General features: G+C 75.3%; 13 protein-coding genes. 6 read left to right on the top strand and 7 right to left on the bottom strand.

What is annotated here, in order from left to right; translation table 11 throughout:
• Window positions 1-30: 30 nt before the first annotated feature.
• Window positions 31-903, top strand: a complete 873-nt coding sequence (locus tag H0H10_RS24185; protein ID WP_188183196.1) for an SGNH/GDSL hydrolase family protein — start codon at window positions 31-33, stop codon at window positions 901-903.
• 76 nt (window positions 904-979) lie between these two features.
• Here H0H10_RS24185 and H0H10_RS24180 read toward each other — a convergent pair whose 3' ends face one another.
• Together H0H10_RS24180 and H0H10_RS24175 are read right to left on the bottom strand one after the other, a co-directional pair.
• Window positions 980-1906 carry a hypothetical protein gene (locus H0H10_RS24180; protein WP_188183195.1) on the bottom strand — a complete coding sequence of 309 codons (927 nt, stop codon included), beginning with the start codon at window positions 1904-1906 and terminating at the stop codon, window positions 980-982.
• Window positions 1907-1928: 22 nt separating this feature from the next.
• Window positions 1929-2321, bottom strand: a complete 393-nt coding sequence (locus tag H0H10_RS24175; protein WP_188183194.1) for a hypothetical protein — start codon at window positions 2319-2321, stop codon at window positions 1929-1931.
• Between the two features lie 80 nt (window positions 2322-2401).
• On the opposite strand from H0H10_RS24175, the gene H0H10_RS24170 reads away from it, so the two are divergent.
• From H0H10_RS24170 to gap, 3 genes are all read left to right on the top strand, one after another.
• Complete coding sequence (locus tag H0H10_RS24170; RefSeq protein WP_188183193.1) at window positions 2402-6220, top strand: CHAT domain-containing tetratricopeptide repeat protein; 3819 nt, start codon at window positions 2402-2404, stop codon at window positions 6218-6220.
• A 240-nt stretch (window positions 6221-6460) separates the two neighbouring features.
• Window positions 6461-7417 (top strand): GlxA family transcriptional regulator, encoded by a 957-nt coding sequence (locus tag H0H10_RS24165; protein ID WP_188183192.1) that lies wholly within the window; start codon window positions 6461-6463, stop codon window positions 7415-7417.
• Between the two features lie 103 nt (window positions 7418-7520).
• A complete protein-coding gene (gene gap / locus H0H10_RS24160; protein WP_188183191.1) occupies window positions 7521-8519 on the top strand; it encodes a type I glyceraldehyde-3-phosphate dehydrogenase in 999 nt (332 codons plus the stop codon).
• Between the two features lie 32 nt (window positions 8520-8551).
• On the opposite strand, the gene H0H10_RS24155 is transcribed toward gap, so the two are convergent.
• The 3 genes from H0H10_RS24155 to H0H10_RS24145 form a co-directional block, all read right to left on the bottom strand.
• Window positions 8552-9451 (bottom strand): class I SAM-dependent methyltransferase, encoded by a 900-nt coding sequence (locus H0H10_RS24155; protein WP_223180347.1) that lies wholly within the window; start codon window positions 9449-9451, stop codon window positions 8552-8554.
• Between the two features lie 121 nt (window positions 9452-9572).
• The gene (locus tag H0H10_RS24150; protein WP_188183189.1) at window positions 9573-10079 is read right to left on the bottom strand and encodes a GtrA family protein; all 507 of its coding nucleotides are present in this window, start codon (window positions 10077-10079) and stop codon (window positions 9573-9575) included.
• Window positions 10080-10473: 394 nt separating this feature from the next.
• Entirely contained in the window at window positions 10474-12006 is a 1533-nt protein-coding gene (locus H0H10_RS24145) for an alpha/beta hydrolase (RefSeq protein WP_188183188.1), read from the bottom strand.
• A gap of 93 nt (window positions 12007-12099) precedes the next feature.
• On the opposite strand from H0H10_RS24145, the gene H0H10_RS24140 reads away from it, so the two are divergent.
• Window positions 12100-13044 carry a helix-turn-helix domain-containing protein gene (locus H0H10_RS24140; RefSeq protein WP_188183221.1) on the top strand — a complete coding sequence of 315 codons (945 nt, stop codon included), beginning with the start codon at window positions 12100-12102 and terminating at the stop codon, window positions 13042-13044.
• A 45-nt stretch (window positions 13045-13089) separates the two neighbouring features.
• Here H0H10_RS24140 and H0H10_RS24135 read toward each other — a convergent pair whose 3' ends face one another.
• Window positions 13090-13617 carry a DUF2269 domain-containing protein gene (locus H0H10_RS24135; RefSeq protein WP_188183187.1) on the bottom strand — a complete coding sequence of 176 codons (528 nt, stop codon included), beginning with the start codon at window positions 13615-13617 and terminating at the stop codon, window positions 13090-13092.
• A 269-nt stretch (window positions 13618-13886) separates the two neighbouring features.
• On the opposite strand from H0H10_RS24135, the gene H0H10_RS24130 reads away from it, so the two are divergent.
• Window positions 13887-14312 carry a hypothetical protein gene (locus H0H10_RS24130; RefSeq protein ID WP_188183186.1) on the top strand — a complete coding sequence of 142 codons (426 nt, stop codon included), beginning with the start codon at window positions 13887-13889 and terminating at the stop codon, window positions 14310-14312.
• Between the two features lie 16 nt (window positions 14313-14328).
• Here H0H10_RS24130 and H0H10_RS24125 read toward each other — a convergent pair whose 3' ends face one another.
• A complete protein-coding gene (locus tag H0H10_RS24125; RefSeq protein WP_188183185.1) occupies window positions 14329-15333 on the bottom strand; it encodes an NADPH:quinone reductase in 1005 nt (334 codons plus the stop codon).
• Window positions 15334-15398: the final 65 nt, after the last annotated feature.

Genomic DNA, 15398 nt, shown 5'->3' with positions numbered 1-15398 from the left:
CCGTGCCCGCTTCCCGAGAAGGGAGAGCACATGCCGAAGCACGCCGCGCGTCGTGTCATGACCGCGACAGCAGCCGCCGTTGGCGCGCTGGCCCTCGGTTTCACCGCCACCCCCGCACACTCCACCACGTCCCTGGACTACGTCGCCCTCGGCGACAGCTACAGCGCCGGCTCGGGCGTCCTGCCCGTGGACACCTCCAACCTGCTGTGCCTGCGCTCCACGGCGAACTACCCGCACGTCATCGCCTCCAGGACGGGCGCCCGCCTCAAGGACGTCACCTGCGGCGCCGCCCAGACCAAACACTTCTCGCAGGCCCAGTACCCGGGGGTCGCCCCTCAGACGAACGCGCTCGGCGCGGACACCGACCTGGTGACGCTGACCATCGGCGGCAACGACAACAACACGTTCATCAACGCGGTGACGGCCTGCGGCACCGCGGGCGTCCTCAGCGGCGGAAAGGGCAGTCCCTGCAAGGACAGGCACGGCACGTCCTTCGACGACCAGATCGACGCCAACACCTATCCGGCCCTCAAGGACGCCCTGCGGAGCGTGCGCGCCAAGGCTCCCAACGCACGTGTGGCGGCCCTCGGTTACCCGTGGATCGTGCCGGCCACCGCCGACCCGGCCTGCTTCGCGAAACTGCCGATCGCCTCCGGTGACGTGCCCTACCTGCGGGGTATCCAGGCACACCTCAACGCCGTCGTCGAGCGCGCCGCCAAGGAGACCGGCGTGACCTACGTGGACTTCTCGGCGGCGTCCGAGGGCCACGACGCCTGCAAGGCCGCCGGCACCCGTTGGATCGAACCGCTCCTCTTCGGGCACAGCCTCGTCCCCGTCCACCCCAACGCCCTCGGAGAGAGGCGCATGGCCGAGCACGCCATGAGCGTCCTCGGCCTCGGCTGACACCGGCCGGCCGTCCCGCCGCCCCGGCCGCGGGGCGGTCGCCGTACCGCGATGGCGGCGCCGGCCCGCGCCCGGGTCAGCCCGCCTTCCGGAAGATCTCCGACATCCGGTCCCCCGTGTCACCGGCCAGCAGCCCGACCGAGTCCGGGGCGATCAGGCCGACCCGGGCGGCCAGTTCGCGGCCGTGGACGTCGACGGCGGCCTCGACGAGTTCCGCGAGCCCGTCCAGCGCGGACCGGGCACGGGACCGGGCCGCCACCGCGCAGCCGACGGCGGCCAGTGCGGCCGGCCACCACCAGCAGGCGAGCAGGGCGTAGCCCACCGCCCACGCGGCGAGGCGCGCCGCGGCCCCGAAGGAGTCGCGGGCCGACTGGATCTGCCGCCCGGCGGGTTCGGGCAGGATCAGCCACAACCGGGGCCACAGGGCGGCGAGGTCGGCGCCGTAGGCGGCCTCGACGCGGTCCGCCACCGCCTGCATGCGGTCGCCGTACCAGCTGGGCCGCGCCGGTACGCGCACCGCGATGCGGTCGCGGGCCCCGGTGAGGGCCTGAATGCTCGCCCAGTCTCCGGCCGGCACCGTCACCTCCCCGTCCGCCGCGTCACCGGTCGTGACGGCTCGGGCCAGCGCCTCCTCGACCTTCTCGTCCCTTTGCGTCCAGCGGCGCCGGCGCCACCGGGTGAGGGCGCGGGACAGAGGGTCCCCGCCGAAGCGCAGCCAGTACCGCTCGATCGCGCCGCCGAGGAACTGCGCGCCGAGTGAGGCCGCGGCGGCGGCGAGCAGGACCAGTGCCACCAGGAGTGCGGCGGTGCCGGTCCGGTCGAGTGCGGGGCGCGCGGCGAGGTCGTCCAGGGCGGTGCGCAGCCGGTCGACGTCGTGCCAGTGGCGGTGCCCCAGGGTGGTCCCGACGGCCGTGACGGCGAGGAAGAGGGCGCCGGGCAGCACCAGGAGGTTCAGCCAGCGCTCGGTGAGCTTGCTGCCCAGGGTGGCGAGGAGCGGGTTCATGGGGTCGGCGGCCCGGGCGCGTTCACCGGCCGGGGCGCAGGCGCGCCTTGTGCATGCGCGTGTCGTGGACGGCGCAGTGCGGGGCGGGCAGCAGGTCGCGGGCCCGCTCGGTCCGGCTGCAGCGCGCCGGGCCGGGGCACACGGCCACTTTCAGGTGCGGGGTGACGCCGGGGACCGCGGCACCGCGCGACCCGTCGAGCAGCCCGCCCGCGTACCCGGCCCGGCGCAACACGTGGTCGAGGTCGTCGAAGCACGCGGTGAGTTCGTCGGCGCCCGCGCCCGACCGCAGCAGGTCCCGCGCACGCTCGGCCGCCTCCCGGACTCCCGGCTGCCGCAGCTCCTCACGCGAGCCGAGCAGCGCGCACAGTGCCGCGGTCCGGTGCACGAGTCCGGAACGATCAGGGGATACGGTCATGCTCCAAGTGTGCCTGAGAACAGGCACAGTTGAGGGAGAGTCGCCACACCACCGGAGCCGATGACAGGGGGAGCGACAAGGTGAGGGACGACCGGGGCCGGCTCCTGGAGGCCGTCCGCGCACGACTCGCACGGGCCGGGACCGCGATCACGGGTGCGGACCCGGACGTGGTGTTCGGCCCGGAGGCCGACGCCGAACTGCGGGCTCTGCTGCGGACCGCCGACCCGAGGACCGACATGGAGGCCCGGCACGTGGCCGGCTGGCTCTGCGTCGCCCGCGCGACGGCCGCCCGCGGCCCGGAGGGCGGCGTCCACGGGGCCATGGCCGGAACGCTGCTGTTCCCGGTGTGGGTGGCCGATCCCCGGCTCGTACCGCCTGAGCTGGCGGCCGGTTATGCGACCACCGACCCCGCGGTCCGGCCCGACCCCGCGGGCGCCGACGGTCCCGCCGAGTGGTCGGCCCAGTCCGCCGCCGCCGTCATCGCCGCCGAGGGCCGGCAGCACCGCCCGCCACGGGACGCCGACGAGGCCGAGCTGCGCCTGTACGAACTGGCCGGACGGCTGGCCGCCTCGGCGCCCTCGCGCGAGTTCCTGCTCACCACGGCGGCCGGGCTGGCCGGCCTCGCCGTCCTCGCGACGCCGGAGCACGATCCCGCGTACGCGGCGCGGGTCGCCGGCCTGAACCACGTGCTGTCCCTCACCGGGCAGCCCGAGCGGCGGGCCGGCTCGGGCACGGACGAGGGGATCCGTCTCGCGCACCGCGCCCTCAAGCGCCTGCCGGCCGACTCCCCCGACCGGCTCCCCGCGCTCAGCAACCTGGGCATCCAGTTGCTGGACGGCTACCTGCTCTCGCACGACCCGGAGGATCTGTACGACGCGGTCGCCATCGCCCGTGACGTACTGGCCCAGCTGCCCGCGGACAGCCCGCATCTCGCCCACTGCCTGAGCACGCTCGGCGCCGCGCTGCTGGCGCTGCGGCACCGGGAGGGCGCCACGGCCGAGGAGTGCGACGAGGTGGTGGACCTGTTCCGCCGGGCGGCGCCCGCCGATCCCAAGGGCCCGTCCGCCGCGGGCCTCAACCTGGGTCTGGCACTCGTCCTGCGGTACCAGCGCACCGGCCGGGCGCAGGATCTGCACGAGGCGGTCGGCGTACTGACCGAGGCCCTGGCGGCGGCGCAGGACCCCGGACAGCGCACCAGTGTGCGCGGCCCTCTGGGCAACGCGCTGCGCGCCCGCTTCGCGCTGACCGGCGATCCGGCCGATCTGGACGCGGCGATCACGCATCTGACGGCCGCGGCCGGCGCGCCCGCGGAGGCGACGCCGCTCACCGTGACGCGGCTGGTCGCCCCCGCGATGGCCCTGCACGCCCGCTACAGGCTCGATCCCGACGGCAACGGCGCGGACCTGCCCGAGGCCCTGCGCCTGCTGCGGCGGGCCGAGTCGCTGCTGCCGCCGGGCCATCCCGAGCGGGCCGTGACGCTCAGCGACCTCGGCCTGGTACTGAGCAGCAGTCATCAGCGCACCGGTGACCAGCAGGAGCTGAACGAGGCGATCGGGGCCCTGCGCGAGGCCGTGGCGCTCACCCCCGAGGGGCACGAGATCCTCAGCGTGCGGCTGCTCAACCTCGGGATGGCCCTGGGGCTGCGCCACCGGTTGCTGGGGGACGGCGAGGACCTGCGGGAGGCCCGGGAGTGCCGGCGCCGTGCCAGGGAACTGCCCGGCCTGGGACGCGCGCACCGCGCGACGCTGCTCGGCTCGACGGCGATCAGTGTGATGACCGGCTACGAGCGGGCCGCCGACCCCGTCGCCCAACTCGACGAGGCGATCCGGCTCTTCAGGGAGGCGCTCGCGCTCACCCCCGCCGACGACCCCCTGCTGCCGCGCCGCCGCCAGAACCTGGCCTCGGCCCTGATGAGCCGCTGCGAGGCCACGTACCGGTCGAGCGACGTGCGGGAGGCCCGTGAGCTGGCCGACGCCGTCGTCGCGGCGCTGCCCCCGGACTCGCCCGAGTTGCCCGGCGCCCTGGCGGTGGCCGCCGAGGCACGTCTGGCGGGCCTCGGCTCCCTGATGTCCTCGGCGGTCCGCAAGGAGGCCGTCGCACTGTTCCGCCGGGCCGTCGAGGTCACCCCGCCCGGACACGCCAGGCGCACCCTGCGCCTGACCAACCTCGGCATCGTCCTGCGGGACCGTGGCACCGGCAGGGGCCGCCGCGCCGACGCGGCCGATGCGGCGGAGGTGTTCCGGACGGCCGCGCTGGAGACCCGGTGCCCGCCCTCCGAGCGTCTGAACGCGGCGCGGTACTGCGGCGACCTCTGGGCGGAACTCGGTGCCTGGGACCGCGCCCTGGACGGCTATGTGACGGCAGTCGACCTGCTGCACTCCGTCGCGCCCCGCCATCTCCTGCGGGACGACCAGGAGTTCCTGCTGAGCCGGACCGTCGGCCTGGGGGCCGCCGCGGCCGCCTGCGCCGTGCGCTGCGGCCGGCCCGCGTTGGCCGTGGGCCTCCTCGAACAGGCCAGGGGCGTACTGCTGTCCCACGCCTTCGACGCCGACAGCGATCTCACCCGGCTCCGGGAGGCCGCTCCCCGCCTCGCCGACCGCTTCGAGGAACTCCGCGCGGCGCTCGACACGGCGACCGAGAGCCGGGAGCGGCTCAGTGCCGAGTTCGCGGACGGACAGCCCCGGGACGCGTCGCACGCCGCCGAGGCCCGGGCGGACCGGCGCCAGCGGCTGGCCGCCGAATGGCGGGAGCTCACGAGCCGGATCCGCGCCGAGCACCCCGGGCTGGGACTGCTGCGTCCGGTGCGGGAGTGGGACGAGCGCGAACTGCGCGCCACGGCGGCCGCGGGACCCGTGGTCCTGGTCAACGTCTCCCCGTACGGCAGCCACGCCCTGGTCGTCACCGAGCGCTCCGTCGACGCGGTGCCGCTCCCCGGGCTCGATCCGGGGTCGACGGCGGCACGGCGGCGGACCTTCGAGGAGGCCCTGGTGCGCATCGAGGCGACCGGAACCCCGCGCAAGCAGTCGCAGCGCGCCCAGCAGGTCGTCCGGTCCACGCTCGCCTGGCTGTGGCAGGCGGTCACCGGCCCCGTCCTCGACCACCTGGGCGTCCCGGCCGCACCGGCCGGGCCGTGGCCGCGCCTGTGGTGGTCGCCCGGCGGGGCCCTGGGCACGCTGCCGCTGCACGCCGCGGCCCCCGCCGACGGCACGCCGGGAGCGCTGGACCGGGTGGTGTCCTCGTACACGCCGACGCTGCGCGCCCTGCATCACGCCCGGCAGCGCGCCGCCCGGCCGGCGGGCACCGGGACGCTCGTGGTCAGCGTCGCGGAGGCCGCCGGTGCCGCGCCGCTGCCCGGCGCACGCCGCGAGTCGGAGCACCTGGCCGCGCTGCTGCCCGGAGCCGCGGTGCTGGCGGACGCCTCCGCCACCCGCTCCGCTGTCGTCTCCGCCCTGCCCCGTCACGCCTACGCGCACTTCGCCTGCCACGCCCTGAGCGACCTGGAACGCCCCTCCGACAGCCGGCTGATCCTCGACGACCACACCGCGCACCCGCTGACCGTCCGCGACCTGGCCCGGCTGAGGCTGCCGTCGGCCCGGCTCGCGTACCTCTCCGCCTGCGACACCCTGCGCAGCAGCCCCGAACTCGCCGACGAGGCCGTCCACATCGTCAGCGCCTTCCAGATGGCGGGCTTCCCGCACGTCGTGGGCTCGCTGTGGCACGTCGTCGACGCGATCGGGGCCGAGACCGCCCGGAACGTGTACGCGGCCCTGCACACCGGCGACGGCGCGCTGGAGGTGTCCCGCACGGCCCGGGCCCTGCACGCCACCGTGCGCGCCCTGCGCGACACCTATCCCGACACCCCCAGCCTGTGGGCCTGCCAGGTGCACGCGGGCCCCTAGGGCCTGTCTGACAATTCCCGCCTGCCCCGCGACGCCATGCACGCTGCCCCAGAGGGGGTACCCCCACTCGCCGCACCGGGCGCAGACCCGAGTACGTCCAGTACGAGGGTCTGCGCGCGGCGCGCCGAGAGCACGCACCTGACGCCGCGGGGCCGCCCTCCGGCGACGACGGGAAGTGTCAGACAGGCCCCAGCCGTCGCGCCGGAGCCCCGTTCCCGCGTCCCGCGTACCCTGTCCTGCGTGCCAGCCTCCCGCCTGCGTCGTGTCGCCGTCCTGGTGCTCGACGGTGCGAAACCGCTCGACGTCGGCATTCCCGCGCAGGTGTTCACGACCCGCGCGAGCATGCCGTACGAGGTGCGGGTGTGCGGCGCCGCCCCCGGCCTCGTGACCGGCGGTGACGGCCTGTCGTACCACGTCGCCCACAGCCTCGACGCGCTGGCCTGGGCCGACATCGTCTTCATCCCCGGCTACCGGGCCCCGGACCGGGACGACCCGCCGCAGGCCGTCGTCGACGCGCTGACCGACGCCCACGACCGGGGCGCACGGCTCGCCGCCATCTCCACGGGGGCGTTCGCGCTCGCCGCCACGGGCCTGCTCGACGGCAGGCGCGCGACGACGCACTGGCACTACACGCGGGCGCTCGCAGCGAAGCACCCGCTCGTCCGGGTCGACGAGAACGTCCTGTTCGTCGACGAGGGAAGCGTGCTGACGTCGGCCGGTGCCGCGTCGGGCATCGACCTGTGCCTGCACATGCTGCGCGGCGACCTCGGGGTGGCCGCGTCGAACCACGCCGCCCGGCGTCTGGTCGCGGCCCCCTACCGCAGCGGCGGCCAGGCGCAGTACGTGCCGCGCAGCGTGCCCGAGCCGCTCGGTGAGCGGTTCGCCGCCACCCGCGAGTGGGCGCTGCACCGGCTCGGCGAGCCCCTCACCCTGGAGGTGCTCGCGCGGCACGCGGCGGTGTCGCCGCGCACGTTCTCGCGGCGCTTCGTCGAGGACACGGGCTGCACGCCGATGCAGTGGGTCATGCGCGCCCGTATCGACCTGGCCCGTGAGCTGCTCGAGCGGTCGCAGCGCAGCGTCGAGCAGATCGCCGCGGACGTCGGTCTCGGCACCGGTGCGAATCTGCGGCTGCACTTCCAGCGCATCCTCGGCACCACCCCCACCGAGTACCGGCGCACCTTCGCCCAGGGCGAGTAGCCCGCGGCACCCCCTGGCGCGATCCTTGCGAACCGTGGCACTCACGCCGCTGCCGCGGGCGCGTGCGGCGCGCGAACCTGGTGGCGAACGAAGGGACACGCACATGACTCGCATCGCCATCAACGGATTCGGCCGCATCGGACGCAATGTGCTGCGCGCACTGCTGGCACGCGACAGCGACCTGGACGTCGTCGCCGTCAACGACCTCACGGAGCCCGCCACCCTCGCCCGGCTGCTCGCCTACGACACGACGGCCGGCCGGCTCGGCCGCCCGGTGACCGTCGACGGGAACGCCCTCGTGGTCGACGGCCGCCGCATCACCGTGCTCGCCGAGCGCGAACCGGCGCGGCTGCCCTGGGGGGAGCTCGGTGTCGACATCGTGCTGGAGGCGACCGGCCGTTTCACGTCGGCGAAGGCCGCCCGCGCCCACCTCGACGCGGGTGCGAAGAAGGTGCTCGTCAGCGCCCCGTCGGACGGCGCCGACGTCACGCTCGCCTTCGGGGTCAACACGGGCGCGTACGACCCGGACGTGCACACGATCGTGTCGAACGCCTCCTGCACGACCAACGCGCTCGCGCCGCTGGCCGCGGTGCTGGACGACCTCGCCGGCATCGAGCACGGGTTCATGACGACGGTGCACGCCTACACCCAGGAGCAGAACCTCCAGGACGGTCCGCACCGCGACGCCCGCCGCGCCCGCGCCGCCGCCGTGAACATCGTGCCGACCACGACGGGGGCCGCCAAGGCGATCGGCCTGGTGCTGCCGAACCTCGACGGCAAGCTGTCGGGCGACTCGATCCGCGTGCCCGTTCCGGTCGGCTCGATCGTCGAACTCAACACGACCGTCGCCCGCGACGTGACGCGTGACGACGTCCTGGCGGCGTACCGCGCCGCGGCGCAGGGTCCGCTCGCCGGCATCCTGGAGTACTCGGACGACCCGCTCGTGTCGTCCGACATCACCGGCAACCCGGCCTCTTCGATCTTCGATTCGGCCCTCACCCGTGTCGACGGCCGTCACGTCAAGGTGGTCGCCTGGTACGACAACGAGTGGGGCTTCTCCAACCGCGTGATCGACACGCTCGAACTGCTCGCCGCCCGCTGACGGCACCGGCTGGCCGGCCGGGCGGCCGGCGCTCAGGGCCCGGTCAGCCGGAACTGCCAGATGATCTCCGCCGGCATTCCGGCCCGGGCCGCCTGTGCCGCTTCCGGCACGAGGTCGGCCAAGCACCACGGCCACAGCTCCCACGGCCCGAGCTCCCTCGCGGGCGCCGGCTGCCCGTCCTCGGTCTCGGGCCGTTCCGGGGCGGGGATCACCGGCTCCTCGCACCGCCGGACCTCGAACCCCGCCCCCAGCGCGGCCCGAAGGTAGTCCCCGGCCGAGTGGCGGTGGCTCTCCAGCCGCCCGGGCCGCCCGTCCGGCAGGCGCACCGGCGGCACCGCGCCGAGGGCCACCCGCTCCGGGTGGACGTCGGAGGTCAGCAGGTGGCCACCGGGGCGCAGGACCCTGGCGAACTCCGCCATCACCGGCCGCAGGTCGGGTACGTGTGTCAGCGCCAGCGAGCAGACGACCAGGTCCACGGCGTCGTCGGCGACGGGCAGCCGGGTCAGCTCGCCCAGCCGGAACTCGCCGCCCGGCACCCGTTGCCGTGCCCGGGCGAGCATGTCCGGCGAACTGTCGACGCCGAGCACCCGGTGTCCGCGGCCGGCCAGCAGGGCGGCCATGCGCCCGGTGCCGCACGCGGCGTCCAGCGCGGTTTCCGCCCGGATCCCGTCGACCATCTCCCCGATCAGCGGTTCGTCGATGTCGAACGCCGCGTTGGGGCCGTCGTACGTCGGCGACCAGATCCGGTACCCGTCGACCGTGCCGACCCGGGCGACCTCCACGGCCGCGGCCGCCAGTGCCTCGTCGTCGAGCAGCTTGCGGAGTTCCGCGAGGCGGGCCTCCACGAAGTCGCGGCCGTGTTCGCCGGTGAACGAACGCAGCAGGGCGAGCCCTTCGAGGCCGGCGAGGTACGCCAGTGGATTCTCGTACATCACGCCGGGACGCTAACGACGCCCGCGTCCCGGCGCCACCGAATAACCGCGCCCGGCAGGTGCCGGCGCCGGGATCGCCGCGACGGGACGCGTCGTCGGCGCTCACGGGCGTCGGCGGGACTCAACCCGCCGACGTGGCCGCGCCGCGCGGCGAGGGTTCGGCGTCGCCGCGGCCGGGACCACGGAAGACGGCCCACCGCAGCACCGCGAAGCGCACGACGGTGACCAATACCGACGTGGCCGCGAGCACCAGGGACTCGGCGGCTCGCGGGGCGCCGGGATCGACGTGCTTGAACGCCAGCACCGCACCGGACGTGACCAGGTAGCCGAGCAGGAAGAGACCGCCCGCTCCCAGGTGGGCGCGGACCGGTCGTGCGGCCGCGTGCCGGAACGTCAGCCGCCGGTTCGCTTCGGTGTTGAGCACGGTCAGGACGAGCAGGGAGACGAGGTTGGCGACGGCCGGCGGCCACCAGCCGCGCAGCGACCAGTAGAGCAGTGCCTGTCCGACGGTCGACGCGATACCGATCACGACGAACCAGCCGACCTCCCGCGACCAGCGCGCCCGCCGGCCGGCTGAGCGGAGCCCGACGGTGGCCCGGGCCTCCCCGGACGGCTTCGGCCGAGCCATGCGTCACGCCCCCCAGCAGTCCGTCGGTCGTGAAGTCACCACCGCCACCCAGTGAATGCGCAGCCTACTAGGTGCGGCACCCGCGGCGGGGTCCGGGGCCGCGCGGACGATCACGTCCGGAGCCGTCGTCTCGACGTCGACACCGGCCATCACCGCCCGCACGCCGATCCCGGCACGCCGTGCCGGCTCTCCGATCCGCGTCCGTGTCTCCTGCCGCCCACGTGCGACTTGCCTCTGACGCCGCACCACCCCGGACAGCGCCGCATGCTCCAGGCGGAACGCGGCCCGCCTCGCCGCCCGGGTCGGGGAGGTGACCCGGGCGCCGCGCCGGCTCGACGAGTTCGTGACCGCCGCCGAGCGGCGCGGTGGGCCACCGGTCCGACGCGGACCGGCGTCAGCGGGTCAGGTGCGCGAGCACCGAGCGCATCGCGCGGTGCACGGCCTCGCGGGACTCCTCGGTCGGGTCGAGGGTCTCGAAGCCGTGGTGGCCGTTGGGTACGTCGACCACCTCGACGTCCGCCCCGCAGTCCTTCGCCGCCGCCAGGAACTCCTCGACCGTCGCGGCGATCTCGGGCACCTCCAGCCCGACCCGGATCACGACCACGGGCAGCGTGCCCGCGCCCGCCACGGCCTCCGCGGGGCGGAACCGGCTGCCGTGGAGCCCCCAGTTCGGCAGCGGCGCCAGGACCGGGTAGTCGGCCGCCAGGCAGCGCAGCCATGATGGGGGCGCCGCGAGCCAGTCCGCCGAGAGGGGGCCGCCGCCGGAGAAGAACCACAGCGCGACCCGGTCGGCGTCCACCCGGGGGTCGGCCCGGACCGCCTCCACCGCGGCGGCCACGTCCGCCGCGGCCCGCTCGTAGTCGCCCACGTCGTGCAGGCGGTGGTCGACGGTCGCTCCCACCACGCCGTGCCCGGCCGCGTACCGGGCGTAGCCCACCAGGGTCGGCCAGTCCCTCGGGGTCGGCCGCGCCTCGGCGGGCACCGGGCCGCCGTGCACGAACACCACCGCCGGCCGCGGACCCTCGGCGTCGGGCAGGTAAAGGTCGAGGTTCCCGGTCCGCTCCCGTGGGATCTCGGGCACGTCCAGCAGGAACGGCCGCAGGTGACCGGGGGTCCCGTCGGCGTCGGCCGGCTTCAGCCGGTGCCCCTCGCCGGCCGCGGCCCGCAGCAGGACCTCCGCCAGTTCGCCGGGCAGGGACAGCATCGGCCAGTGGCCGGTGGGGAGTTCGAAGAAGGACACCTTCGGATCGGTCAGGGCCTGCAGGGCGGGGTCGCCGAACCCCACCAGCATCTGGACCATCTCGATGCTCACGCCGTTGCCGGTGCACAGCACCCCGGTGGTGGGCACCGAGCCCACCGCGCCGGTCAGCCGCAGCGGCTGGAGCAGGGTGCCCAGCGGCTGGGGCGCGGCGAGGGCGGTGAGCCGGTCGAGCGCCGCGTCGGGGACGCCCTCGGTGCTGCCCCAGCGCTGCCACTCGTCGCGGGCGGGCGGCGGCAGAACCCCGTCGGCCGCCTCGGCTCCCTCGGCCGCACCCGCGCCGGCCCGCCCGGCCAGCCGCTCGCGCAGCGACTGGTCGGGCACGGCGGCCAGGGCCGGGACGCCGTCCTGCGGCATGCCCGAGTCCAGGTGGACGATCCGGGTGATCCGGTCCGCCCGCCGGTCGGCGGCGCCCAGCACCGGGTGGATGCCGTAGTCGTGGCCGACCAGCACGATGTCCCCGGAGGTGACGGAGTCGATCGCGGTGAGCACGTCCGCGATGTGCGTCTCCAGGTCGATGCCGGCCCCTGCCGCACCGCTCGGGGGTCCGCCGAGCCCGGTGAGGGCCACCGGGTGTGCCTCGGCGCCCGCCGCGGCCAGTCGCGTGACCGTCTCCTCCCACACGTGAGCGTTGGTGAACAAGCCCGGCACCAGGACGAACACGGTCATGGCCGTCTCCTCGTACGTAGTCGTCCGCGGCCGCCCCGATCGGCCCGGCCGCGCTCGCCGGTACGGTAGAAACTCCGCTTGGGGGAGGTTCAAGTGTTCACGTCGTACGACGGTCTGTGCAGCATCGGCGAACTCGCCGAACGGGCGGGCGTCACCGTGAAGACCGTCCGCTTCTACTCCGACCGCGGTCTGCTGCCGGAAACCTCCCGCAGCACCGGAGGGCACCGCCGGTACGGTCCCGAGGCGCTTGAACGGCTGCGCCTGATCCGTTCCCTGCGCGCCCTCGGCCTGTCGGTGCCCGAGGTCCACCGTGTCCTCGACGAGGAGGACGGGCCGGGCGGTGCGCTGGAGGACGCCGTCGTCGGGCGGCTCGGTGAACTCGGCAGGGAGATCAAGGCGTTGCGCTGGCGGGAGGCCGCGCTGCGGCTGGTGCAGGAGTGTCCGCCCGGTGAGCGGGCCGACCGGCTGCGTGTGATCGGCGCGGTGTCCGCCCCGCCGAGCACGGCCCCGCTGGTCCGCTTCTGGCGCGGCTGGCTGCCGCCGCGGATGCCGTCCCGGGCCGTCTCCGCGTTCCTGGACGTGGCGGTCCCGCAGCCCCCCGACGAGCCCGAGCCGGCCCAGGTCCTCGCCTTCGCCCGGCTCAACGCCCTCACGCTCCGCCCGTGCGAGGGGGGCGGACAGCCCCAGCCGGAGGCGCACAAGGCGGGGGCCCGTGGGGCGGCCGTACTGTACGCAGGGCTGGCCGAGGCGTACGAACTGGCGGGGGCGGAGCTGCGCCGGGACCGGGAACCGCAGCCGGGCGAGGCCCTCGACTGCTTCGTGGCGGCCTACGTGAGCACGTACGGCGCCCGGGACACGGCGGACTTCCGCCGTCTGCTGGCGGGGCGGCTCGCGGCGGACCCGCGGCTCGACGGGTACTGGGAGCTGGTGGCCGAGGTGATCACCCCGCCCGGACACCGGCCGCAGCCGACGCCGGGGTCGGCGCACGACTGGCTGCTCGCGGCGCTGGCGACGCAGACGGCCGGCGCGGCGGCCTGAGCCGTCGCACGGGACCTGCCGGGCCGCCGGCCCGCGCCGACGCGCCTACGACGGGCCGGCGGCCGGGACCCGGCGGCGGGCGGCGCCGCGCAGCCTGCGGCCCCGCCGTGTCAGTCCCCAGGGCTTGAGGAGCGAGATCACCGTCATGAAGACGTAGGCGGACAGCGAGACGACCGGTCCGAACAGCACGTCGCCCGCGTCGGGAAGGGGCCCGCCCGCGGCGACGGCGGCGACCGCCGCGTTCACCCCGGGGCGCAGCGCGAACAGGGTGGCGGTGGTCGTCGCCAGGGTCAGCCAGAACTTCGTCCAGACCCACCGGTGCCGGGCCAGACCCCAGGGTGTGCCCAGGGACAGGACCACACCGCTGGCGAGGGTGAGGAACGCGACGGGGAGCAGGAGCCAGTCGGCGAAGAGCTTCATGGCGCGGACACCGGCTTCCAGGGTCGCTGCGGAGGCGGTGGTGGTCGCGGTGAGCCCGAGCGCCAGCAATCCGAGCGTGAGCCCGAGCCAGGCGGCGGAGGCGACGACATGGACGACGAGGAGGGCCCGGCGTGCGGGTCGGCTGAGTTTCACGCCCCCCACGCTGCCGGGCGACGGCCCCGAAGGCGTCCGGCGACGGGAGTAACCGCGTGTACGTGCGCGGGCGTACGCGGCGGGTCCTCGGACACTCCCCTGTGCGGAGCTTCGCCCGGGGCGGGTGCCGGGCGGCTGGACGGCAGCGCCCTCCCGCGCACACCTGCCCGGTACCGATCGGCGCAAGGCTCCTTCCGCCGCCCTGCGGGAGGCCACGGTGCGCCATAGGCTGCTTCACGAGAGTCCTCACCTCGCTGCCGGGAGTTCGCATGCGCCTGCCCATCGCGCCGAGACATGTGCCGCCTCGACTGGCCACCGGAGCCTTCATCCTCAATTCCGGCATGGCGAAACGCGGCATGGACGAGCAGAGCGCCACCCAGTTGCACGGCATGGCGAAGGCCGCCTACCCGTTCCTCGGCAGCCTGCAGCCGACGACGTTCGTCCGGATGCTGTCGGCCGGTGAGATGGCGCTCGGGGCCGCGCTGTTGCTGCCGGTCGTTCCGACGATGGTGGCGGGGATCGGCCTGACCGCGTTCTCCTCGGGGCTGGTGGGTCTGTACCTGCGCACTCCCGGCATGCACGAGGAACGCAGTCTGCGCCCCACCCAGGACGGCACGGCGCTGGCGAAGGACTTCTGGCTGCTCGGTACCGGGCTCGGCTTCGTCGTCGACGAGGCCCGGTGCGGGGCCCGTTGACCGTCCGCCCGGTCCTTCACGGCACGAGGATCAGCCGGCCGCGCACCTCGCCGGCCTCCAGCCTGCGGTGCGCCTGCGCCGTCATCGACAACGGCAGCCGGCCGGCGATGCGCGGGCGCCACGGAGTGCCGCGCAGGAGGCGTACGACGCCCTGGGCCGCCTCCGCGAGGTCGGCCGTGGTGGCGTTGCTGATGGCGAAGCCCACGATGCTCGCGTCCCGGGTGTAGAGGCGGCCCAGCGGCAGTTCGGACGTCCCTCCGCCCAGTCCCACCATCGCGACCAGGCGCCCGCCTCGCGCCAGCAGTTCCACGGAGTCGGCCAGCACCCCGTGCCCGGACGTGTCCAGATGCACGTCGTAGCCGTCGGGCGCGGCCCGGCGCATCCGTTCGCCGAGGTCGGGTGCCCGGTAGTCGAGGACCTCGGCGGCGCCCAGGTCACGCACCGCGGTGGCGTCCTCGGCACGCGCCGTCGCGACCACCCGTGCCCCCGCCGAGGCGGCCAGGGCCACGGCCGCGCCGCCCACGTTGCCGGCCCCGCCGCCGACGTACACGGTCTCCCCGGCCCGTAGCCGCCCGTGCCGGAGCAGGGCCAGCCACGCCGAGGCCGCCGGGTGGGCGGCTGCCACGAGATCCTCCCCGGTGATGTCGGAGGGTGCCGGATACAGCCGTTCGGCGGCGACCGCCGCGTACTGGGCGCACGCTCCCTGTCTGCCCGCGTGGCCCAGGCTGTTGCACCACACGCGCTGCCCGGCGGCGAAACCCACCGCGCCGGGACCGGCCATCACGACCTCGCCCACGAGGTCACGGCCGACGACGAAGGGCAGCGGAAGGGGTGTGGCGTAGGCCCCGGAGCGTACGAAGGTGTCCACGGGGTCCACGGCCACGGCCTCGACCCGCACCAGGACGTCCGTGGGACCGGCCGACGGCACGGGCAGCTCGCCCCAGCGGATGGCGTCGGCCGGACCGACGGAGTCGATGTACGCGGCCCGCATGGTGCCGGGGACGGGAACTGTGCCGGTCATGACCTCATGCTACGGACCGGCCGTCGGTCCGGCGGGGCGCAGCGCCCTGGTGGGGTAACCCGGAC

It is taken from the genome of Streptomyces griseicoloratus (assembly GCF_014534645.1).
GTDB lineage: Bacteria > Actinomycetota > Actinomycetes > Streptomycetales > Streptomycetaceae > Streptomyces > Streptomyces griseicoloratus.
This window is presented reverse-complemented; position numbering and strand designations above follow the sequence as displayed.

Coding starts and splice junctions, on each gene's coding strand:
- H0H10_RS24185 (WP_188183196.1), top strand. CDS start 31: ATGCCGAAGCACGCCGCGCGTCGTGTCATGACCGCGACAGCAGCCGCC.
- H0H10_RS24180 (WP_188183195.1), bottom strand. CDS start 1,906: ATGAACCCGCTCCTCGCCACCCTGGGCAGCAAGCTCACCGAGCGCTGG.
- H0H10_RS24175 (WP_188183194.1), bottom strand. CDS start 2,321: ATGACCGTATCCCCTGATCGTTCCGGACTCGTGCACCGGACCGCGGCA.
- gap (WP_188183191.1), top strand. CDS start 7,521: ATGACTCGCATCGCCATCAACGGATTCGGCCGCATCGGACGCAATGTG.
- H0H10_RS24155 (WP_223180347.1), bottom strand. CDS start 9,451: ATGTACGAGAATCCACTGGCGTACCTCGCCGGCCTCGAAGGGCTCGCC.
- H0H10_RS24150 (WP_188183189.1), bottom strand. CDS start 10,079: ATGGCTCGGCCGAAGCCGTCCGGGGAGGCCCGGGCCACCGTCGGGCTC.
- H0H10_RS24145 (WP_188183188.1), bottom strand. CDS start 12,006: ATGACCGTGTTCGTCCTGGTGCCGGGCTTGTTCACCAACGCTCACGTG.
- H0H10_RS24130 (WP_188183186.1), top strand. CDS start 13,887: ATGCGCCTGCCCATCGCGCCGAGACATGTGCCGCCTCGACTGGCCACC.
- H0H10_RS24125 (WP_188183185.1), bottom strand. CDS start 15,333: ATGACCGGCACAGTTCCCGTCCCCGGCACCATGCGGGCCGCGTACATC.